A 21,902-nucleotide genomic window follows, 5' to 3' on the forward strand; every position below is an offset into this window, starting at 1 on the left:
TTATCTTTAGGAAACGGAGGCCGTATTAAGAACTTTTTTTTTTAGCAACGCCTGAATCAGCCGTTAAAGAAGCCAATTGCATCAAAGCAATTTCTACGGTAAGCCTCGGGTTTTTAGAATTTTTATAATTAATATCTGCATGGTTACAGATTTCAATCGCATCAATGAGCTGTTGGGGGTTCCACTTCTGAGCCTGCTCTACAAATTTTGTTTTGGTCTGCTCTCCGACTTCTATAAGCTCTATCGTAGAAGCGTTCTGTGCCATCATCAGATCCCGGAAATGATTTCCCAGCCCGGCAATGAAAATATGGGGATCGAAACCTTTTTTTACAATTTCATTAAAAGCAAAAAGAACCTCCGGAATTTTATTTTCTTTAGCTAAATCTACAATTTTTAAATACTGATCATAATCAAGAATATTTAAAACTTCAGCAGCTTTGGCCAACGTAATGTTTTTCTGGGAAAAAGTGGAAAGCCGGTCGAAAATAGAAAGGGCATCTCTCAAAGCACCATCTGCTTTCTGGGCAATCAGATATAAGGCATCATCTTCATATTGAATGGCTTCCTTCTGAGCGATGTTTCTCAAATGTCCCTGAATGTCTTCAATTACGATTCTTTTGAAATCGTAAATCTGGCATCTTGATAAAATAGTGGGAATAATTTTATGCTTCTCGGTCGTTGCTAAAATGAAAATAGCATGTGCCGGCGGTTCCTCAAGGGTTTTAAGGAAAGCATTAAATGCTGCAGAAGACAGCATATGAACCTCATCGATGATATAAACCTTGTATTTTCCGGTCTGTGGTGCATACCGTACCTGATCGATCAGTTCCCTGATATCGTCTACAGAGTTGTTGGATGCGGCATCCAGCTCATAGATATTATAAGCAAACCCGTCTTCCGAAACTGAACCGTCTTTTTCATTGATTTTCCTGGCAAGAATACGGGCACAGGTGGTTTTTCCTACTCCTCTAGGTCCGCAGAAAAGCAGGGCCTGAGCAAGCTGGTTTTCTCCGATTGCGTGTTCTAAAGTATCCGTAATATGAGATTGCCCAACAACGGTGTCAAACTCCTGTGGGCGATATTTCCTTGCAGATACGATAAAATTTTCCATTGGCCAAAAATAAGAAATATAGTTCTAATTCAAAAATGAAAAGCTTTTAAATTAATATAAACTTAGTTCGGTCCAATTGGAAAATTTTCTCTCATCATTATTTGTCTTTATAAGTAGCATCCAGTAAATAACTAATAGCCTTCTCAATTTCTTTCCTTCCTTCATCACTTTTCATATCAAGGCCACAAAAATTACTTCCATTAGTTACAGTATGAATATTAAGATAATACACACCTGAAATAAGCAATGCCATAATTGCTCTGAATCTCTTATCTTTTTCCTTACCAAAAAAAGGATCTGTAATATTTTTAAACATTACCTCTCCAATTTCTTCCCGCTCATCAGCAAGTTTTTTTAGAATAGCCCTGTTTTCTGAAAGTTCCCAAAGAATAATTTTCTGGAATTCTTTATTTCTCTTCATACTTTCAAATTGATTAAGCAAAGTGATCTTAGCAAGCTCATTACCTCCGTCTGAAAGATCTATCTCAATATTGCTATTTTCAACATTACTCCAATAATCTTGAGACTTTAAATATTCATCAATAAGTTTATCGGTACTTCCGAAATATTCATATATTAACTTTTTATCATACCCGGCAACAGCGGCAATTTTGCTAACTTTAAGACCAGAGTAACCTTTTGTTCTTAAAATTCGGCCTACTGCTGCAAGCAATTTTTGTTTAGTTTTTTCCTTGTCGCGAATTGGACCTTGCACAATTTTTCTAGGCATATTTATTTTTTTTTCGCAATTTGCAAAAATTTATTGATATCTTCAAATGCATTAAGTGTTTTATCTAGATGTTCCTTCTCATGAGTAGCCATCACTGCCATTCTTATTCTTGCATCTTTTCTTGCGACGGCAGGATATAAAATAGGGTTAGTATAAATTCCTCTTTCTATTAATAATTTTCCTAAATCACCTGTTATATTGGGGTCGCCTATTTTTACAGGCACAATAGCAGACCGAGTAATTCCTGTATCTAGTCCTATATTATTAAGTCCCTTTTTAAGATAATTAATATTCCACCAAAGCTTTTCTCTCCATTCCGGCTCTTCATCGATAAGATCAATAGCTTTAATAATGCCCATTGTTGAAGGCGGTGCTGTAGCCGAAAATATTTGTTGACGAGATTGGAACCTTATAAATGCAGCAATCTTTTTATCTGTAATTACATAACCACCGACATTAGCAAAAGTTTTACTGAAAGTCCCTGTAATAATATCAACCTTATCAAGCATTTCCGCTTCTTCAAGCGCTCCTCTTCCAGTATTTCCGAGGATTCCAACTCCGTGAGCATCATCTACCATTAAATAAGCATTATACTTTTTAACTAATGCGTATATTTCTTTTAAATGAGAAACATCCCCGTCTTGAGAATATACACCGTCAATAATTACGAGTTTTGTACGAAATCGGTTTTCTGATGTTTTTAAAATATGTTCTAAAGACTCCAAACTATTGTGAGGAAAAGTTTTTGTATTAGTAAATACACATCCTTCATAAACACTTGCATGCACCGCCATATCAATAATCGCAAGATCCTCTTTTTGCAATAGAATCTGAAGTGTAGCACTGTTTGCTGTATATCCAGTTGTAAAAACTACTGCTTCTTCTTGTTTTCTTCCAAAAAAAGAAGAAATTTTTATTTCTAAATTGTCATGGTATACAAAATGGCCACCGATAAGAGGTGAAGCTCCTGCACCCGATCCATATTTTTGTATTCCTTCGATTGCAGCTTGTTTAACTTTAGGATGCTGAGTAAATCCTAAGTAGTCATTTGACACAAAACTTACATAATCTTTTTGCGTGGAATTTATATCAACATTCATTATAGGACTGCAACCAGAATTATTTTTCAATCTATAATTCATATGCCCATTAGACTCCATATAACCAAGAAAATCATAAAAAATTTCCGCTCTTTGGGCTATATCATATTCAGGAATGTTTTCAAAATCCCTGAAAGTTGCTTTTGAAAAATCAATATTCATCGTTATTATATTTTGTTAGCTGTTAGTTTAACAAATATAAAACTATTTCCAAAGACAACTAAAGGATTTGCTTAATAAAATTTAATATGCATAGAATATTTTTAATAAAAAATCATAAATACCACATACATCCATAACCAAAAGGAAAAATTAACAATAAAAATTTAATTTCATAAATCCCGATAAGACATTAATTATTAAACAATTAATTCATAATATTGAGACAATAATTCACTTCCCAAAGCTATCACTAAAGGCTTTTACGGAATTTTTTACATTTAACTTCTCCAGAATATTCTGCCGGTGCCGGCTTACCGTATTGATGCTTATTGAAAGAATTTGTGCGATTTCCTTGCTTGTAAGGCCCTCACCGATGTATTTCAGGATTTCCATTTCTCTTGCAGAAAGCACATTTTTATAAGTTAGTTTATCTTCCGTCACCACTTCCCCTTTTGCCGAATTGATGATTAAAAACTCTGACGAAGGATAAGGAGATTGGTCAACAGCTATATTATAAAGACAGAGAGCAAAACGCAGCTTCATGCTATCCGGGGAATAAAAATAAAACATCCGGTGCTGTACGAGAATATACCGGTCATCCTTATCTTTTTTCCTCAATTTTGACAACACGCTAAATTTAGACCGGTCTTTAATGTCTATTTTTTCGAGCATTTTGAAAAACCGCAGTTCATGAACATATTTTTTAAGCTTATCGTCCGGATGTATTTTGTGAAGAATATCCTCTTCCCAGATTGAGTCAATCACTTTTGGATTTTTGGCATAGTGTATTCCCAGCACTTCAGCCGTTTCGGAATAGTAAATATAGCTCTGATTGGCGTGCATATCACTGAGCACAGCAATTGAATTTTCCACCTCCGAATAAGACAGCGCCATATTCTTAAACCTTTCAAGGTCGAGTGTGCAGTTATTGCTCTTTTCCCGGTTTCTGCTCAGTAGCGTTTTGTTCAGCGTTTCGACGATTTCCATAAAATGGTTATTTATAAGTATTGATGAAGACTTCCATTCGTTTTACCTTTGCTAAAGTAAATAATTTGTACGAATAACGATTGCGAGAAGAATGAAGAAAATATTTTTAAGTTTTTGCACCTTATGTATGATCAATAAAAGCCTAGCCCAGACGCTGGAAAAAATGTCCTGGTTCAATGAGCCTGAGAAATGGGAAATTAAAAACAACAGTTTATCTATGTTCGTAACCCCGCAGAGCGATTACTGGAGAATTTCGCATTACGGCTTTACGGTAGATGATGCTCCTTTTCTGTATACCACATACGGTGGAGAATTTGAGGCTAAAGTTAAAATTAAAGGAAATTATAAAGCCCGGTTTGATCAGATGGGCCTGATGCTGAGAATCGATAAAGAAAACTATATCAAGGCCGGAATAGAATTCGTAGACGGGAAATACAATCTCAGCACGGTTGTTACTCATACCACCAGTGACTGGAGCGTTATTGCCCTGGATAAGGTGCCGTCTGAAGTCTGGATCAAAGCGGTAAGAAGGCTTGATGCCGTTGAAGTATTTTATTCTTTCGATGATAAAAATTACATCCTGATGCGGAATGCACATCTTCAGGACAACAGCCCGGTGATGGTCGGCTTAATGGCAGCCTGTCCCGACGGCAACGGCTTCAATGCGGTTTTTGAGAATTTCAAAGTAAAGCATCTGCCGGATGAACGCCGTCTGCAATGGCTTCAGAACCACAAATAGATTGAATACAACTTTCAATATACAGTCATTTTTCAGACCTCCTTTTTCAGGAGGTTTTTTTAATATCTATCGCTTTACAAATGTCTATTCAAATATTATTTATTAAAAGATAAAGCCCGGATACCACAAAATCATCAATAAAATTTTAATTTTCCGGCAAAATATTACACTATACTGTTGTTTTATTACAAATTTTCAATACATTTAATAAAAATTAGATTTTCTGGTGAGATATTTGAATTAGAAATTTTACTTTTTAAAGAACACCATTACTTAAAATATATAATATGTCAACGCACTTTATTTCTTCAAAGGACAGCCTGATCAGGTTCCTGAAAAGGTCCTCCCCGATTCCCGTCAATGGATTCTGAATTTCAGCACCAGTGTTTTGACTTTATTCCAAATCCATTAAAAACCTTTACGATCATGATTTTTGAAGATGAACATTCTGTTTTACAGGATAGCCACAACCTTTCGTTTGTGAAAAATGTAGTAAATTTCCACGGGGACAAATCTTTTATTCTTAATTCTCTGCAAAAAATAAAAAACAATACCTTATGCAGAATAAAAAGGAAAATGATCAATAAACTGATCAGGGAATACACGCGCCACCTGAATTATATTGAAAATGAAGGCCTCAATTCCAAACCGGAAAATTATGAGTTGTCTCCAGTGTACGCCCGGCAGTCGTATAACAAAGTGGTGAAAGAAAACGAATACCTGGAAAAAGTACTGGCGCTTTTAGTGAACCAGTAAAATCCGTTCTTCTTCAAGGTCTATCTTCATCAGATGTTTTCTGATCAGGTCTTCATCAAAATGCTGATTCCGGTCGTGATTCTGTTCGATGAGCCACGCTCTTTGCCTGTTCAGAACATCCAGATAAGCTTCCTTAATTTCCGAAGAAACTCTGATATCCGGTTCTTCTTCTAACTTTCCTTTCCATTTATCATTAATCTGCTGTAGAAAAGAGCTTTTTTCCAGCAGTTCACGGTAGTTTTTATCCAGGTGGTCCAGGGTAAGCTTTGCCATTTCCCGGCGGATCATTTCTTCCGCTTCATCATCGGGAAGGTGATCGTTGTACACCGGCATATCTACTTTTCGGATGATGATCGGTAAAGTAAGCCCCTGAACAAGCAGTGTTGTGAGAATAACGATGAAGGTGATGAAAAGGATCAGGTTACGCTGTGGGAATTCCGGGCCGTTTTGCGACAGCTTTACCGGAATCGATAAAGCCGCGGCAAGCGAAACCACCCCACGCATTCCGGTCCAGCCCAGGATCGCAGGAACTTTGTACCCTGGATGTGTCGAATCTGCTACTTTTATGAAATTCCGGGCAATCAGGGTAATAAAAACAGCACCGTATGCCGCCAGAATACGGACGACTACCAAAACAAGGGTAATTAATAATCCATAGCCGATGGCTGCGTACACACTTACGCCTTCCAGGCCAGAAGTAATTTCCGGAAGATCAAGGCCGATCAGGATAAATACCAGTCCGTTCAATATAAACGCTAGGCTTTCCCAGACGCTTATTCCGCGCAGTCTTGAGGACGTGCTTAAAAAGCTGTGCCTGTGGTTAGACAGCAGTAAACCTCCGCTCACGACCGCAAGTACTCCGGAACTATGCACTTCTTCCGCTGCAATATACATAAGATAAGGCGCCACAATGGTAAGAACCGTATCCATATTGGCATCGGTGGGAAGAATTTTCTGTCCTTTCATAAAAAGCCAGCCGATCAGGACTCCGATACCAATTCCTCCGATAAGCATCCAGGAGAAGCTCAATACTGCTTCGTGCCATACGAATTGTCCTGTAGCTACGGCAATCATCGCAAACCGGAAAATAATCAGTGAAGAGGCGTCGTTCAGAAGACTTTCCCCTTCTAAAATTGAAGACATTCTTTTCGGGACTTTTACAAATTTCAAAATAGCTCCGGCACTTACCGCATCCGGTGGAGAGACAATTCCTCCCAACAGAAAGCCGAGTGCAAGCGAAAACCCCGGAATAAAATGATTGGCTACAAAAGCCACAATAGTCGCCGTAAGAAGCACTACTACAAATGCGAAGCTACCGATGATCCTCCTCCACTTCCAGAGTTCCTTCCATGAGATCGTCCAGGCCGCTTCGTATAAGAGAGGCGGAAGAAAAATAATAAAGATAAGTTCCGGATCGATTCTGATCATGGGAATATCGGGAATAAAACTGATCAGCAGTCCAGCAACGACCAGCAGCACAGGATATGCCACCCTAATTTTGTTGGCAATCATGATCAGCAGGACAATAGCGATGATAAGTGATAAGTAGAATGGAAAGTTTTCTATCATTTCGTAAACGGTTTGCAGCTTAAATATACGAAACAGAAAATATATTCCGGCCCGGTCTGCATATTTAAAGTTGATTTTATTGCTCGCGGGAAAGATAATTCCTGTAGATGATTACGATGCAGACCCGGTACAAATGATCCGGATTACTTATCTAAGATGAATATACTGCTCTAACTGTCTGAAATAAGTTTGCAAAAAGCAGATAAATATAATTTACCGAAAAGAGCTGTTTTTAAAAATTTTCAGGAACTTTACAGGAAGTACGCCTATATACGATGATTACAGAAGAAAAAGCAGAGAAACACAGCAGCAGATTTAAAATAATCAGGTTTTGTATTTTCTTGTCGGGACTTTCGGTATTTGCCCAACTATATCTGTTTCAGCCGCTGCTTCCGATGGTAGCCGGTTATTTTAAGACCAGTGTCGGAGACAGTTCGCTGCTGGTGTCCTCAACAACAACCGGGATGGCGGCCGGGTTATTCTTCTTCGCTTTCCGGGCAGACAGTTTCCCCAGGAAAAAGCTTATGGTTTTTTCCCTAATCGTTTCCGGAATGCTAACCGTTGTTTCGGCATGGATTCCAAGCCTGAGCCTGATGATTGCTATCGGAGCAGCAAAAGGTTTTATTCTTTCAGGAGTTTCGGCCGTAGCTTTAGCCTACCTTACAGAAGAAGTGCAGCTTTCGGCAGTAGCACTAGCCATCAGCACCTATCTCAGCGGAAATACAATCGGCGGGATGAGCGGCAGAATTTCAGCGACCATTTTAGCAGGAGAATTAGGCTGGCGGAATGCTGTCCTGATTATCGGAATCGAAAGCTTGCTTCTTGGCCTTGTGTTTTGGAAATTGTTTCCTGAATCTAAATTCTTCCGTCCTCAAAAAACAGATTATCATCTGAAAATGAAACAGATGAAGCGACTTCTCACCAATCCATATATGCTCCGCCTTTACTGTACTGCATTTCTTCTGATGGGATTTTTTGTAAGCATTTACAATTATCTAACTTTCAGACTGGAGGCAGCACCATTTTCTTTAAGTCATTTTTTTATTGCTTTTATTTTTTTAATGTACATTTTCGGGGTCTTCGGCACAATGATTACCAGCAGATTGTCTGACAGGTTCAAAAGAGCAGATATTCTCAAAAGCTCAGTAGGCTTGATGCTGGCAGGACTTCTTTTCCTGATCTCTCAAAATATCTATGCGGTGATTTTTGGGCTTGGATTATTGACCCTATCCTTTTTTGCTGCGCATACCATGGCCAGTCAAATGACAGCGCTTCACGCAAAAGAAGGAAAGTCTTCCGCGACTTCCATTTACTGGCTTTTTTATTATTGCGGTTCGAGTTTTCTGGGCAGTGGAACCGGATACCTTCTTCATGCAACTTCCTGGAATTTTTTTATTGGAATGCTTTCTGTTGTACTTGTAATCTGTTTAGCTCTTACCACTTTTAATAAATCACCTAAAATTGATTAAATAGGTTTTACAGAAATATTTGACATACCACAAACGTACCACAGATTTAACTTTTATAAAATAACTTTTTTTATTTATTTAATAGCTGTTTTGTAGTGTTTAAGGGCGTTGTAACTGCTGTTCATGTAAGATTTAACATTCGTACGAAATATTATCCTAAACATAAGGCATGGTATTTGCAAATATTAATTTACGATATATCGCTTTACAAAAATAACTTAACACACACAAAATAGTATGAACGTTGCAGATCTAAAAATCAAAAATTTAGTGGAATATAAAAATCAGATTTATAACATTACTGAGATATTCCAGGATAATGAGGGAAAAGATTATTTTGTTAAAATTGAGAACGACATTCACAGTTTTTCTGTTCCGGCAAAATCGATCAAACCGATCCAGATTACTGAAGAATGGCTTGAAAAATTCGGTTTTTCAAGAACGTACAGCTCCGAGCAGCGAATCAGATACGAAAGACCGGAAACTTTCATTAAGTACGACATCGACCTAAATTCAAAAAAGATCGTAGAAGGATTAAAAATCTACGGAAATTCGATCAGATGCAAGTACATTCATGAGTTTCAGAATATTTTTTCATGTCTGTTCGGAAAAGAACCCGTAGCTTACGGATTAGTCGGCACCGAATCTTAATAATAATATATTTTTCAAAGAGAAACCACAACTTTAAGAGTTGTGGTTTCTTTGTTTTAGAGATGATTTTTTTATTAATTGCAAATTTAAAAATCCAAAAGTTACTAAGTATAAACCCGAATAAGATCTACCTACGTTACTCTATTTAAAATAAGCTGATCAAAAGGCATTAAAAAGCCTTCACGCTTAAAAACTGAAGGCTGGAAAATATAACTCTTTATTTTATTAGTTGATATTCAGATAATCTTTGATGATTTTCAGGACACCAAAATTATCATTGGAACACGCTTCAAAGCTAGCTGCTTTTTTCACGGAAGGATGCGCGTTTTTCATAGCATAAGAATATTTAGAATTTTCCAACATCTGGATGTCATTCATATAATCTCCGAAGGCCATGGTTTGCTGTGGGGTAATGTTCAAGGCTTTCTGCAACTTTTCCAGTGCGGCGCCTTTGTTAATGTTCTTGTTCATGATGTCAAGCCAATATTGTCCGGAAACTACGATATCCAGGTCATACTTTTCAAATTCCTTTAGTTCAGGATATACACTCAGTTCCGACCCTCCGGAATGGTAGACCGCAATTTTAAAAATACTGTCATGCACTTCCTCGGTAAGATCCTCCCTCCTTTCGCTGTCTGCATAAAATTGTGAAATATAATCGATAAAATCCTGATTATCAGTATCAAAATAGGCTTTCTTCTTTCCTGAAAGAACGGCTGTTGCTCCCGGAATCGCGCGAATCTTTGTGATGATTTCAGCAATGTATTTCGGATCCAGCTTATCAGCAAACAGTTCTTCATTTTTATAAATTACATATCCCCCATTTTCTGCGATAAAAGCCATTTCACTTTCCGTATCACCAAAATATTTGGTAATTCCCAGCATCTGCCTTCCACTTGCAGGCACAAACAGGATATTTCTCTTTTTAAGTTCTTCGTAAATTTTCGGGAATTCCGGGCTAACTTCATGCAGTGAGTTCAGAAAAGTACCGTCCATATCCGTTACGATCATCCTTATATCATCCATAAAAATATTCTTCAGTAATTGAATTTAGCGACAAATATATTATATAAATATTTAATCGTATATCAACAATGCAAACGGCCTGCCTTTATTGCTTAATGCCTCATTTAATACAATTATAAAATCTTTATTCTTGTATTTTATTTAATTAAATAAAATCATTATAAACCTAACAAACAATTGGATGTTTAATAATAAAATTCCTAAATTTACCTAAGCATTCAACTAAAAAACAATAAACCTGAGCATCAATATATCGTGAATAAATCCTTTTTGCTATTCTTATTTGTCCTTTTTTCCTGTGTAAAAATCCATGCTCAGTCGCAGAAAAATATTTCCGGCCTCAAGAATAAAGTCACCGAAAATTCGAAGCTGTTCGATACCGATATCAATAAAGCCTATCGTGATCTGGACAGACTCATTAAAGAATCCAGGAAACTTAAAGACTCACTTTCCGAAATGAAGCTCCTGGAGAAGAAATGCAGGTATTTTTACTATAAAAGCCAGATCGACAGCCTTATTATCGCCTCCGAACAACTGCAAAAAGCAGCCGGTACTTACGGCAACAAATATTATGAAGCCATGGCCGATGTTTACCTGGCAGAGACCTATTCTGTAAATAAATTTTATGATAAAGCTCTTGTGCACCTGACGAATGCTTACAATACCTTAAAACAAGACGATTCAAAAAGCAAGATGATTTTCTATGCAAAAGCAAATGTCTTAAGCAGCTTTGCCAATGTATATATGGATAAAAACGAACCCCGGAAGGCAGCACAGAAACTCAGAGAGGAAATAAAAAGTGGTAATGAACTGAAAGACCCCGGAGAATTTGCTGACTTTCAATACCTCAATTATTCCAATATCTCAAAAGTTTACGTAGAGTACAATCTCGATTCCGCGTATTATTTTGCCATGAAATCGGTTGGGATCAAGCCGAAGAACGTTTCGTACGATAAATCCATGATCGATAATTATACCGTGATCGGCCAGTATCATGAGCATTTGAAAGATTATGAAAACGCGGTGAAAAATTTCCATAAGGCTCTAAAAATCGGAAAACGGACCGGTATTGAATTGAACCTTAACAGCATCTATAAATCTTTAAAGGAAATTTACCTCACAAAAAACCAAAAAGACAGTGCAGAATTCTATGAAAATAAAATAAAGCAGAATGACCTGCAAATGCTTCAGAGTAAATACAATTCTTTGCAGGAAGTAATGAGCAAAGATCAGGAAGAACAGAAACATTCTTTCAATAAAAGACTTTTGCTTCTGGGAATTTTGTTGGTATCGGTTTCATTAATTTTTGTTTTTCTTTTTTTCAGATTAAGGAATAACGGCAAAAAGAATATAGAAACTGCAAACGTAGATTCCAAACCTAAACAAAATGCCTATCTGCATGAAACGTACAAAAACCTTATGGCCCTTCTCGAAAATAACGATCCGGGATTTATGTTTGCATTTGAAAATGCGTTTCCTGAATTTTCTGAAAAGTTACTGAAAATACATCCGGATCTTCAACAGTCTGAAATTGAGTTTTGTGCCCTTTTAAAACTGAAGTTATCAACAAAGGAAATCGCAAAATATACTTTTATAGAAACCAGAACCGTACAAAATAAAAAATACAGGCTCCGTAAAAAGCTGGATATTCCTCAGCAAATCGATATTTATCACTGGATCGATAGTATCTGATTTATACAAAACCTTTACATTTCCATATTTCTCAATTATGACTATGATAATTTTATTATTAAATAAATATTAATTTTTAAATATTCATTGTTAATTATATTAAATTCAATGATGCTTTAAATTCCTTTAAAATTCAAAATAAAAATTAAATGTAAATTGAATTATTCACACTATTTCATCATAGAACAATAAAAAAGTATCAAATTAGTACCTATTTTCTTGATAATTTCTACGTAAAAAGCATGTTTTCCCAAATCAATCTATAAATTTGTTCACAGTTCTTTACCAGAACAATTCCACCAAACCGCAATTTATTAAGATCTGAAAATCCATAAAATTTTTCACATTTCTTAAAACATTCTTTATTATGGGAAACATCTCTTTTTTTACCTTTAAAAAGGCTCTTACTTTTTGCGGAGTCGGTCTTGCCATTCTTACTTCTGCCCAACAGTGGAGCAACGCAGGTTCGTCTGCCTTGGTTTCAGCAGGCAACAGCAGCTATAATAATCTGGTTGTAGATGCTTCTGGAAATTATTATATCTCATATTATGACACGACTGTAACGAAAGGATCCGTACAGAAATTCAACGGGACTACATGGTCTTACGTGGGAGGCTCCGCAGGAATTACAACCGGTGTTGCGACCTACAATTCGCTTACAGCCGATCCTCAGGGAAATATCTATTACAGCAATCAGGCCAGCTATCCGAATACGGGAATGGAGATTAGAAAATTCAGTGGAGGATCATGGGGCTCGCTTCCGATGGCCACGACCAACAGCATCAACTTCCACTCGATTACAACTTCACCTTCAAACGTACTTTTTGCATATAGTGCTGATGGGTCCGGAACAGTAAGAAGATATAACAGCAGCAGCGGAGCATGGGAGCAGGTAGGAAACTCAGGATTTCCCGGAGGCGCTACTTTCCCTAAAATAGCAGTGGGTTCGGATAATATGGTTTATGCTTCGCAGATCACTTCAGGTGTGTTCAACATCTATAAAATAAATGCCAATGCAACTTCATCAGATGCTTGGACACTTGTAGGAGGAGGTCCGGTAGGCAATGCCTACAGCTCAGACAGTTCTTTTTCTGATATTGCGCTGGACGGTAATAATATTCCCTATGTTGTATATGTATCGAGCACTGCGGAAGGAAGAAAATTGAATGTAAAGAAACTTTCAGGAAATACGTGGGTACAGATCGGTGCCGCTAACTTTTCGGACAGTGTGGTAAACAACACCGCCATTGCAGTAACTCCAGCAGGTGCCCCGTACGTAGTTGCAGCGATTTGGGACAGCTCGAACAGCAACCATGGAAGAAACAGCGTATATCGCTTTAATACCTCATCAGGAAACTGGGAAAGATTCGGAGATCCTTTTATTTCAACAGCAGCTTCTAATTATAACGATATCGCTATTGATCCCGTAAATAATTATGTGGTGGTGGCTTATTCCGAAAACGGCACAAGGGTAAAAAGAATGTCGTTGAACAACCTTGCCGTACATGACGTTAAAACTTCCGATACTTTCGGTATATATCCGAATCCGACAGACGGATTAGTATCTATAAAAGCCGCAAGAAAAATTAAATCTGTAGAAGTGAGCAATACTGTCGGACAGATAATAGCTGCAAAAATTTCTGAGCACCAGATTGATATTTCCGATGCCCCGAAAGGTGTTTATTTAGTAAAAGCGACTTATGAAGACGGCAAAATTTCAGTACAAAAGCTGATAAAAAAATAGACAATTGAATCATCATTGATAAGTAGCATATTAGGAAAGCCTGGGTATTTCAATTGAAATGCTCAGGTTTTTTGTTTTACACGTTTATAATGACTGAATTCAATTACAACAGATAATAATAATTCCTGATAAGCTTAACTTTTAACCTCTACCATTAAAAACTTTTTTAGTAATTCCATATCCTGATCTTTTATCATAATGCAGACCTATGCTCCATTTAAATCATTAATCCATGCGTATTCTTCACCTGTGCCATCACAAAAGTGCTGTGGCTGCTGCCGATTGAAGGAACGGCTCCTAAAATATTGAAAACAAAATTTTGGTACTGCTTCATATCACGGACATGTACTTTAAGAAGGAAATCGAAATCTCCGGAAATGCTGTAACATTCTGCCACTTCTTCGATTTCCAGAATCTCACGCTCAAATTCCATCGCCAGGTAGCTGTCATTGCTCTTTAATTTTAACTGGCAATATACTGTAAAACCAAGATTCAGCTTTTCTGCATCCAGGATAGCAGCGTACTTTTGAATATACCCTTCCTGTTCAAGCCTTTTTACTCTTTCAAAAACGGGTGATGCCGAAAGATTAACTTCCTTTGCCAGCTCTTTAACCGTTAATTTTGCATCATTTTGAAGCAGTCTCAACAGCTGCATATCCTTACTATCCAGTTGTTCCATAGAATATTATTCTTTTATAGGTGATCAATTTGGCAAATATAAAGAATATTATTCTACATAATGCATTTTTAAAAGTTTAATTTGCTGAATTTATAAAATATTATCAATCATATATTCTTTATATGTAATTTTACTCAAAACAAAATACCAGAATATGGTATCTGTTTTAGTAATAAAATAGAAGGGAATATTTTATATCGAGATCACTCTAATTGGGGAGTGGTCTCCTTTTTAAAATTTAATTATAAACCCAATAAGAATTTCAGTTAAAGTACATCATTAAGTTATACTTAAATTAATCTTAGGGAAAGCAGCATATGTAAATATAGCTGCTTTTTGTTTTTTAGGGCATGAATGATAACGAATATTTGGTCAATGAATTCTGCTTGCCTTATTTTTTATTTTGGCAGTTCAGGAACCCTACTATTCTCAGGCTCTGAAGACAGGGTTTTTAAAAAGGCTTCCAGCTGGTAAATTTCTTCATCCGACAATTCCAGCATCCTTACCATTCCCGATTTTTCTGACTGTAAGATAATACCGTCATGAACTGTTGATCTTTTCTGAAAGTGCTCAGGATTTCCCCTGCTGTAAAAACGGATGACTTCCGCCAGCGTTTTCATCGATCCGTTATGAAACCACGGCCCTGTCCGGGATACTTCGCGCAGGCCCGGCACCCTGAATTTCCCTGCATCTTCCGGATTTTTTGTCGCAAGATACCTTCCCAGATCCTCTCCTTTTTCGCCCATTAAAGACGTTCCTATATTTTCAAACTGATGATTGGAAAAATATCCCGAATTGTGGCAGTTCATACACTGTGCTTTGGTCCGGAAAAGATGGAGGCCCATCAGCTCGTCATTTGTATAAATATCCGACTTGCCGTCAATGAAAAGATCAAATTTACTCGGCGTACTTTTTACCGTCCTTTCAAAAGCGGCAAGGGCTTTTGAAATCCTGTCTTTTGAAACGGTTTTATCGCCGAAAGCCTTTTCAAATAACACTTCATATCCTTTTATTCTAGAAATTTTCCCGGCAGCAATATCAATATGCTCTCCCATTTCCTTTTCATCCTGGATCGGCATCTGCGACTGCTCTTCCAGTGTTTTGGCACGGCCGTCCCAGAATAGAGACCGGGCATACGCTACATTCAGAATGCTCATGGCGTTGCGGGATCCGAGCTGCCGGTCGTGACCGAAAGAAAATGTCCTGTTGTCGCACCAGCCCAGTTCAGGGTCATGGCATGAGGCACAGGCAATTTGATTGGATCTGGAAAGCCTAGGATCAAAGAAGAGCGTTCTTCCCAACAGTTCTTTTTCCGCCGAATACGGATTATTTTCAGGAAACGAAATTTCAGGAAGATGACCGATCTCTGAAAATGTAGGCCTTGATTCCGGATCAAGAATGGGTTTCGGCCATTGCGAGACATCCCCCGAAGAATATAGTGTTCTCAGGTGGTCCAGAAAAGCTTTTTTCCGGTTGATCTCTTTTTGTACGGTATTGCTTAAACAGTTATGCAGTAGTGAAACAACAAGAAACAAAACCAGAATCCAACTTAAGACATTCTTCATAGCCGTCAGGAGTTTCCGCAAAAATATAACATTTTTTAAATTGTATTCATTTAAAAATAACGATCCGAAAAACTGTTTCTACAGGAAATCAATTTGTAATATACCTGCATCTGCAACCACAAAGACGAATAAAGAATTGATAAAATTAAACTGTATACAGAGTGAAACGCCTTTAGCTGCCTTATATGCTGAAAAATTTCAGGGAAATCCCCCCTGTCTGATCCTGCGGTAAAATCAAGCGGCTATCAACACCGTGAATAATTTACCAAATACAGTCATTTCAAAAAAGTACCATAAAAATTCACCCCATGTTTATATAATTGAGAAGTAATAAACTTATATTTAAGCCTCATTTAAATAATAAACAAATTTACATGCAGATATTATCCCTGAAAGCCGCTACTTCTGCAGCAGCCGTCTGTTTCAGCACGATGGTTTTTGCCCAGCAGAATTACTCGGTGAGCGGTACGGTAAAAGATAAAAAAAACGGTGAATTGCTCATCGGTGTTACGGTAAAAGTAGCTGAAGATCCGGGCATTTCCGTTATATCAAACGATTACGGCTTTTATTCGTTATCGCTGCCGAAAGGAACCTATCATCTTATGATTTCAAATCCCGGCTTTAAAGACTTCCGGCAAAGCATTACCGTGGATGACAATACGAAACAGGACCTGCTCTTGGATTCCGGAGAAGAACAAGACCGGACGGCAGAGATCGACGAAGTGGTTATTTCAGGTATTAAAAAAGACAAAAACCTGAGTTCTGCCCAGATGGGAACAGAAACGATCAGCATTAAAAATATTGAAAAGCTGCCCGTTCTTTTCGGGGAACGGGACGTAATGAAAACCATCCAGCTTTTACCGGGAATCAAAAGCAACGGCGAAGGCAACAGCGGATTCAGCGTGCGTGGCGGCGCTACGGACCAGAACCTTATCCTGCTGGATGAAGCCACCGTATACAATGCTTCACACCTGCTCGGATTTTTCAGCACCTTCAACAGCGATGCACTGAAAGATGCCAGCATCATCAAAGGAAACAGTCCGGCCCAGTACGGCGGAAGGCTTTCTTCGGTACTGGATGTAAAAATGAAAGACGGAAACAACAAAGCCTATAACGTCAACGGAGGCATCGGAATTATCAGCAGCAGGTTAAGTGTTGAGGGACCGATTCAAAAAGAAAAGTCCTCCTTTATCATATCGGGAAGAAGGACCTACGCCGATCTTTTCCTGAAAGCAACTGATGATTTCAAAGACAATAAACTGTACTTCTACGATCTGAATTTAAAAGCCAATTACCAAGTGAATGAGAACAACCGCCTTTATTTATCCGGATACTTCGGGCGCGATGTGCTGGGATTGGGAAACACTTTCGCTTCGGATTGGGGAAACACAACCGCTACCCTGCGCTGGAACAGCATTATCAGCAGCAAGCTGTTTTCCAATACATCTCTTATTTACAGCAATTACAACTACAATTTCAGCGTAAGCAGCAATAACAATACGTTCGGGCTTTCTTCCCAAATCGAAGACTGGAACCTGAAGCAGGATTTTACCTGGTTTGCCGGCAACAGGCATTCGGTAAAATTCGGGCTTCAGTCTATTTACCATACCCTTACCCCAAGCAGCGCTTCAGGAACCAGTGTAAGCAGCTATCCGAGAAATCCAAGATACTCCTGGGAAAATGCCGTTTATATCAATGATGATTTTAAAGCCACTGAAAAGCTGACGATCAATTACGGACTGAGGCTTTCGATGTTCAGTGTTTTGGGAGGAGATACCTATAACCTCTATGAAAACGGAATCTTTATGGGTGCAAAATTTCTGGCTAAAGGAAAATTCGGAAAAACATATATTAATGCCGAACCCAGAATTACGGCCAATTACCGGTTGAATGAAGTCAGCAGCATCAAGGGAGGCTATTCCCGGAATACGCAGAACCTGCATCTTCTAAGCAACAGCGGAAGCGGAAACCCTACGGATCAGTGGATCGGAACCAGCTATACCGTAAAGCCGGAAATAGCAGATCAGGTAAGCGTCGGGTACAGCCGGAATTTCTACAATAACAATTATGAGCTGAATGCGGAAGTCTATTACAAATCGATGCAGAACCAGATCGACTATAAGAACGGAGCACAGATCACGTTTGATACCGCGGCTGATGTGGAAAGCGAGCTGCTGTTCGGAAAAGGCAGAGCCTACGGTCTGGAACTGATTGCCAAGAAGAAAAGCGGAAAGCTCACCGGCTGGATTTCCTATACGCTGTCGAAAACCGAAAGAAAAATAGATGGGATCAACGATAATCGATGGTACAATGCACGGATAGATAAGACCCACGACCTGGCTGTGGTGGCAACTTACCAGCTAAATCCCAAATGGTCTTTCTCAGGATTGTTTGTCTACAGTACAGGCAATGCAGTAACTTTTCCCACGGGGAAATACGAGCTTAACGGCCAGTCGATCCTACAGTTCAGCAGCAGGAACGCCGACCGGATGCCCGCCTATCACAGAATGGACCTGAATGCCACTTATGAACCCGGCGGCAATAAACGTTTTAAAGGCTCCTGGTCTTTCGGGGTCTATAACATTTACGGGCGTGAAAATGCCTACTCCATTGCTTTCAAGGATAATCCGGACAATCCGGGAACGTACCGCGCCGTACAGACCTCGCTGTTCCGCTGGGTTCCGAACATCACCTACAACTTTAAATTTTAATCGATGAAAAATCTGTTTTTAAGTATAGTATCCCTGCTTTTTCTTACTTCCTGCGAAAAAAATATTGATCTCGATCTCGAAGACCAAAGCGGAAAAATCGTTATCGAAGGAAATATTACGGATGATACCGGACCCTATCTTGTGAAAATCTCCAAATCGGTAGCGTATACGACCGCAGTGCCTTATACCGCTGTTGAGAACGCCCAGGTCGTGGTAAGCGACAATACGGGGCAAACCGAAACGCTGACCTATCTTGGAGACGGCTATTATAAAACCGCCCATTTCACCGGGCAGCCTGGCAGAACCTACACGCTGAAAGTGACGGCGGAAGGACAACAATATACTGCACAGAGCACCATGCCTCAGGCGGTCTCTTTCGACGGACTCGATCAGGATTCTTTCCCGATCGCCGGAGAAACCACCTATACCCTGCTGCCGGTCTTTACAGATCCTCCTGCGCTGGGCAACCGTTATCTTTTTGTATTTTCGGTAAATAACAGCTCCCAAAAGCTTTTCGCAGAATTTTCCGATAACGTCAATAACGGTTTACCCAACCAAAGACCTCTGCTGATGCCCAATGATAAAGACGGTATCAGGGTAAAGTCAGGCGATACCATCTACGTTGAAATGCAGTGCATCGATCAGAATATATTTACCTATTACTCGGCGCTGCTCCAGATTCTGGATGGCGGTGCAGGATCGGGCGTTACTCCGGCAAATCCACCAAGCAACATCAGCAACGGAGCACTCGGATATTTCTCTGCGCATACGGTAAGAACCAAGACCAAGGTAATCCAGTAAAAATCAAATGAGCTATTCAGAAGATCAGGAATAGCTCTCCTTATTTCCGGGCAAAAGTATTATCTTTTTATACAATTCATTCTAACTGATGTAACAAACCTCTTCTTTGGAATGTCTTATGGGTAGAAACCTAGTTTACATGAAAAATATTTTGATGCCCATTGCTTTTTTAGCTGGCATTCTCACCTTTGCACAAACAGAGAAGGATACTCTTAAATCGAAAGAAAAAGCCATCGAGGGCGTTACCGTCACGGTAAGAAAGCCTACTATAGAATCCAAAGTCGACAGAACCGTCTTCAATGTTGCCAACAGTTCCGTGCTTGCCGGAAATACCACCTGGGACGTCCTGCGAATGACACCGTTGGTAAGCATTGATAACAATGATGCCATCAAAGCGGAAGGTGAAACTGTTACGGTCTATATCAACGACAGGAAATCTGTTTTTACAGGAAAAGAATTAAAGGAATACTTAAAGACCATCCCGGCCGATAACCTGATGAAGATCGAAGTGATTACCAGCCCTTCTTCAAGATACGAAGCAACAGGGTCCGTTATCAATATCGTGCTGAAAAAACGGGATGACGAGGGCTTTAAAGGAAGTGTTACCCTAAACAACCGGCAAAACACCAAAAACTCGCAGTATGCCAATTTAAACGTTAATTACCATAAGAAAAATTTTACCCAGACCCTGATCGGAAGCTATGGCAATAATATCAATGTGCAGCGTAATTCCAGTATTCAGACGATATACGCAGATAATTCCACGACATTCCGGAATGCAAAAACCATTGGGGAATCCAGAAACCCTTCCCTTTCATCAACTTCGGAGTTTGAACTCAACAGCAAAAATACGGTTGGGGTCATCCTGGAATATTACCAAAGCAACTCGCTTTCCACTGCCGATGCTGACGGGCTGAAGAATGTGGATGGCATTTTCGCCAATTCTTACACCCAAAGCCGGAATTCCGATGGGCTGAACCGGAATTTAGGGACCAATCTTTTCTACAAATGGTATGACAAGGAAAAGAATAAAATCCTGGATATTAATCTGGGCAGCAATTATTACGGTGAGTCTACCAATGACTACTTTGTTAAAAACATAATTGATGCGGCATCACCAACTGTCATTCAGAACCAGCAAATCGGGGTTCTTACCGATACCGAAAACCGGAATTATTACGTTAAAGTTGATTACACGCAGCCTCTAGGAAAATCCGGCGGCAATTTTGAAGTCGGAGGAAAAATGGATTTCAACAACAATGTGATTCCGAACAGCCTTTATGGAAATATGCTCTCCGGACTCAGCAGCCATGATGTTTTTCATTACGAAGACAATATCAACTCATTATACGCCAATTACAGCAAAACCTTTTTCAAAAAACTGGAAACCCGGATCGGTCTCCGTTACGAACATATCGACTACAAAATCCGGCAGGACATAGCAGGTACCTCACGCAAAGACTCATACGGTAAACTCCTGCCGAATATTTTGCTGAAATATTCCTTCTCTGATAAATATGACCTGAGCTTAACCTACAGCAAAAACATCTGGCGTCCGTGGTATGCGGAATTCAACCCTTTCATGATCCCGAACAGTGACGGGTTCTACAGCCGCGGGAATATCAGCCTTGAACCTAACCCCAGCGACCGGGTTTATATGAAACTGGGGATTCTGAAGAAATATTTTATTTCCGCAAGGTATATGTTCACCGATCAGGATTACTGGACCGACTATGTTACGGAAGGAAACAAAACCATTTCCCAGGAATCAAACTTTGCCGGGAAAGTGCATAAGTATTACGTTTTTGCCAATACCAACCAGACTTTTTTCAAGAATAAATTTACCGTGAATCTCGGTTTGGGCTGGTACTATATCGACAACAGCGATTTTAATCAGAAAAACAGTTTAAGTAATGCCAATAATTACATCAGTTACCTGAGCGCTTCTACCAATCTTACCTATACTAATCTGTTTAATAAGAACATCAACATCAGTGCATGGGTAGAAGTTTCCAATCAGAACAACGGAAATTCCGTTACCAACAAACCCAATATTTTCCATAATATTTCGGCAACGAAAATTTTCCCGAAAACACAGATGGAGGTCAGCCTTCAGCTGATGAATATTTTCCAGCGTCCAAATTACGACGCGACCACCTATGTGCAGGGCGGAACTTTCAGAAATTCTTCCAAATGGGATTGGTACGGTGCTTCGATCTCATTCGTCAAACGTTTCGGAAACCAGAAAGTGAAAGAAAATACCAAAACCGATGTAGAGAAAAACGGCGGCGGCGGAAAATAACCTTTTATTCTTTTGAAATGTGGCTCATACTTTAAAATAATTCCAGAATATTTATTACCAAACGGACTTTGAATTCTTTTCACAGTCCGTTTATTTTTACCCATCTGT

17 protein-coding genes are annotated in these 21,902 nt (G+C 39.0%); 9 read left to right on the forward strand and 8 right to left on the reverse strand.

Going from position 1 to position 21,902, the window contains the following annotated elements; translation table 11 throughout:
- Positions 1-25 precede the first annotated feature (25 nt).
- The 4 genes from dnaX to QE422_RS13305 form a co-directional block, all read right to left on the reverse strand.
- The gene (dnaX, locus tag QE422_RS13290; RefSeq protein WP_307459185.1) at positions 26-1,111 is read right to left on the reverse strand and encodes a DNA polymerase III subunit gamma/tau; all 1,086 of its coding nucleotides are present in this window, start codon (positions 1,109-1,111) and stop codon (positions 26-28) included.
- A 97-nt stretch (positions 1,112-1,208) separates the two neighbouring features.
- A complete protein-coding gene (locus QE422_RS13295; protein ID WP_307459187.1) occupies positions 1,209-1,841 on the reverse strand; it encodes a TetR/AcrR family transcriptional regulator in 633 nt (210 codons plus the stop codon).
- A 2-nt stretch (positions 1,842-1,843) separates the two neighbouring features.
- Positions 1,844-3,103 carry an aminotransferase class I/II-fold pyridoxal phosphate-dependent enzyme gene (locus QE422_RS13300; protein WP_307459190.1) on the reverse strand — a complete coding sequence of 420 codons (1,260 nt, stop codon included), beginning with the start codon at positions 3,101-3,103 and terminating at the stop codon, positions 1,844-1,846.
- 231 nt (positions 3,104-3,334) lie between these two features.
- Entirely contained in the window at positions 3,335-4,090 is a 756-nt protein-coding gene (locus QE422_RS13305) for a response regulator transcription factor (RefSeq protein WP_307459193.1), read from the reverse strand.
- A 91-nt stretch (positions 4,091-4,181) separates the two neighbouring features.
- Between QE422_RS13305 and QE422_RS13310 the strand changes: the two genes are divergently transcribed.
- Together QE422_RS13310 and QE422_RS13315 are read left to right on the forward strand one after the other, a co-directional pair.
- Positions 4,182-4,829 (forward strand): DUF1349 domain-containing protein, encoded by a 648-nt coding sequence (locus tag QE422_RS13310; RefSeq protein WP_307459195.1) that lies wholly within the window; start codon positions 4,182-4,184, stop codon positions 4,827-4,829.
- 426 nt (positions 4,830-5,255) lie between these two features.
- Positions 5,256-5,585, forward strand: a complete 330-nt coding sequence (locus tag QE422_RS13315; protein WP_307459196.1) for a hypothetical protein — start codon at positions 5,256-5,258, stop codon at positions 5,583-5,585.
- On the opposite strand, the gene QE422_RS13320 is transcribed toward QE422_RS13315, so the two are convergent.
- Positions 5,571-7,154 carry a Na+/H+ antiporter gene (locus QE422_RS13320; protein ID WP_307459198.1) on the reverse strand — a complete coding sequence of 528 codons (1,584 nt, stop codon included), beginning with the start codon at positions 7,152-7,154 and terminating at the stop codon, positions 5,571-5,573. The two genes, QE422_RS13315 and QE422_RS13320, sit on opposite strands and share 15 nt — an antisense overlap.
- A gap of 275 nt (positions 7,155-7,429) precedes the next feature.
- Between QE422_RS13320 and QE422_RS13325 the strand changes: the two genes are divergently transcribed.
- Positions 7,430-8,623 (forward strand): MFS transporter, encoded by a 1,194-nt coding sequence (locus tag QE422_RS13325; protein ID WP_307459201.1) that lies wholly within the window; start codon positions 7,430-7,432, stop codon positions 8,621-8,623.
- Positions 8,624-8,860: 237 nt separating this feature from the next.
- Entirely contained in the window at positions 8,861-9,274 is a 414-nt protein-coding gene (locus QE422_RS13330; protein ID WP_307459203.1) for a hypothetical protein, read from the forward strand.
- 225 nt (positions 9,275-9,499) lie between these two features.
- Here the strand turns inward: QE422_RS13330 and QE422_RS13335 are convergent, their stop codons facing one another.
- Positions 9,500-10,300: an HAD family hydrolase gene (locus QE422_RS13335; protein WP_307459206.1), complete on the reverse strand. Its 801-nt coding sequence runs from the start codon at positions 10,298-10,300 to the stop codon at positions 9,500-9,502.
- Between the two features lie 255 nt (positions 10,301-10,555).
- On the opposite strand from QE422_RS13335, the gene QE422_RS13340 reads away from it, so the two are divergent.
- Positions 10,556-11,992: a hypothetical protein gene (locus QE422_RS13340; RefSeq protein ID WP_307459208.1), complete on the forward strand. Its 1,437-nt coding sequence runs from the start codon at positions 10,556-10,558 to the stop codon at positions 11,990-11,992.
- A 367-nt stretch (positions 11,993-12,359) separates the two neighbouring features.
- Positions 12,360-13,736, forward strand: coding sequence for a T9SS type A sorting domain-containing protein (locus QE422_RS13345; RefSeq protein WP_307459211.1), 1,377 nt, complete (start codon positions 12,360-12,362; stop codon positions 13,734-13,736).
- A gap of 217 nt (positions 13,737-13,953) precedes the next feature.
- Here QE422_RS13345 and QE422_RS13350 read toward each other — a convergent pair whose 3' ends face one another.
- Positions 13,954-14,415, reverse strand: coding sequence for an Lrp/AsnC family transcriptional regulator (locus QE422_RS13350; RefSeq protein ID WP_307459214.1), 462 nt, complete (start codon positions 14,413-14,415; stop codon positions 13,954-13,956).
- Positions 14,416-14,813: 398 nt separating this feature from the next.
- Positions 14,814-15,980 (reverse strand): cytochrome-c peroxidase, encoded by a 1,167-nt coding sequence (locus QE422_RS13355; RefSeq protein WP_307459217.1) that lies wholly within the window; start codon positions 15,978-15,980, stop codon positions 14,814-14,816.
- A 374-nt stretch (positions 15,981-16,354) separates the two neighbouring features.
- Here QE422_RS13355 and QE422_RS13360 point away from each other — a divergent pair, with 374 nt between their 5' ends.
- The 3 genes from QE422_RS13360 to QE422_RS13370 all read left to right on the forward strand — a co-directional run bounded on the left by QE422_RS13360 (position 16,355) and on the right by QE422_RS13370 (position 21,794).
- Positions 16,355-18,691: a TonB-dependent receptor gene (locus QE422_RS13360; RefSeq protein WP_307459219.1), complete on the forward strand. Its 2,337-nt coding sequence runs from the start codon at positions 16,355-16,357 to the stop codon at positions 18,689-18,691.
- Between the two features lie 3 nt (positions 18,692-18,694).
- Positions 18,695-19,492 (forward strand): DUF4249 domain-containing protein, encoded by a 798-nt coding sequence (locus tag QE422_RS13365; RefSeq protein WP_307459222.1) that lies wholly within the window; start codon positions 18,695-18,697, stop codon positions 19,490-19,492.
- A 139-nt stretch (positions 19,493-19,631) separates the two neighbouring features.
- Positions 19,632-21,794: an outer membrane beta-barrel protein gene (locus QE422_RS13370; RefSeq protein ID WP_307459224.1), complete on the forward strand. Its 2,163-nt coding sequence runs from the start codon at positions 19,632-19,634 to the stop codon at positions 21,792-21,794.
- Positions 21,795-21,902 lie beyond the last annotated feature (108 nt).

Source organism: Chryseobacterium sp. SORGH_AS_0447 (genome assembly GCF_030818695.1).
Classification (GTDB): Bacteria; Bacteroidota; Bacteroidia; order Flavobacteriales; family Weeksellaceae; genus Chryseobacterium.

Excerpts from the sequence above, each read along its gene's own strand:
- dnaX (WP_307459185.1), bottom strand. The coding sequence starts at position 1,111 with ATGGAAAATTTTATCGTATCTGCAAGGAAATATCGCCCACAGGAGTTT.
- QE422_RS13295 (WP_307459187.1), bottom strand. The coding sequence starts at position 1,841 with ATGCCTAGAAAAATTGTGCAAGGTCCAATTCGCGACAAGGAAAAAACT.
- QE422_RS13300 (WP_307459190.1), bottom strand. The coding sequence starts at position 3,103 with ATGAATATTGATTTTTCAAAAGCAACTTTCAGGGATTTTGAAAACATT.
- QE422_RS13305 (WP_307459193.1), bottom strand. The coding sequence starts at position 4,090 with ATGGAAATCGTCGAAACGCTGAACAAAACGCTACTGAGCAGAAACCGG.
- QE422_RS13310 (WP_307459195.1), top strand. The coding sequence starts at position 4,182 with ATGAAGAAAATATTTTTAAGTTTTTGCACCTTATGTATGATCAATAAA.
- QE422_RS13315 (WP_307459196.1), top strand. The coding sequence starts at position 5,256 with ATGATTTTTGAAGATGAACATTCTGTTTTACAGGATAGCCACAACCTT.
- QE422_RS13320 (WP_307459198.1), bottom strand. The coding sequence starts at position 7,154 with ATGATAGAAAACTTTCCATTCTACTTATCACTTATCATCGCTATTGTC.
- QE422_RS13325 (WP_307459201.1), top strand. The coding sequence starts at position 7,430 with ATGATTACAGAAGAAAAAGCAGAGAAACACAGCAGCAGATTTAAAATA.
- QE422_RS13330 (WP_307459203.1), top strand. The coding sequence starts at position 8,861 with ATGAACGTTGCAGATCTAAAAATCAAAAATTTAGTGGAATATAAAAAT.
- QE422_RS13335 (WP_307459206.1), bottom strand. The coding sequence starts at position 10,300 with ATGGATGATATAAGGATGATCGTAACGGATATGGACGGTACTTTTCTG.
- QE422_RS13345 (WP_307459211.1), top strand. The coding sequence starts at position 12,360 with ATGGGAAACATCTCTTTTTTTACCTTTAAAAAGGCTCTTACTTTTTGC.
- QE422_RS13350 (WP_307459214.1), bottom strand. The coding sequence starts at position 14,415 with ATGGAACAACTGGATAGTAAGGATATGCAGCTGTTGAGACTGCTTCAA.
- QE422_RS13355 (WP_307459217.1), bottom strand. The coding sequence starts at position 15,980 with ATGAAGAATGTCTTAAGTTGGATTCTGGTTTTGTTTCTTGTTGTTTCA.
- QE422_RS13360 (WP_307459219.1), top strand. The coding sequence starts at position 16,355 with ATGCAGATATTATCCCTGAAAGCCGCTACTTCTGCAGCAGCCGTCTGT.
- QE422_RS13365 (WP_307459222.1), top strand. The coding sequence starts at position 18,695 with ATGAAAAATCTGTTTTTAAGTATAGTATCCCTGCTTTTTCTTACTTCC.
- QE422_RS13370 (WP_307459224.1), top strand. The coding sequence starts at position 19,632 with ATGAAAAATATTTTGATGCCCATTGCTTTTTTAGCTGGCATTCTCACC.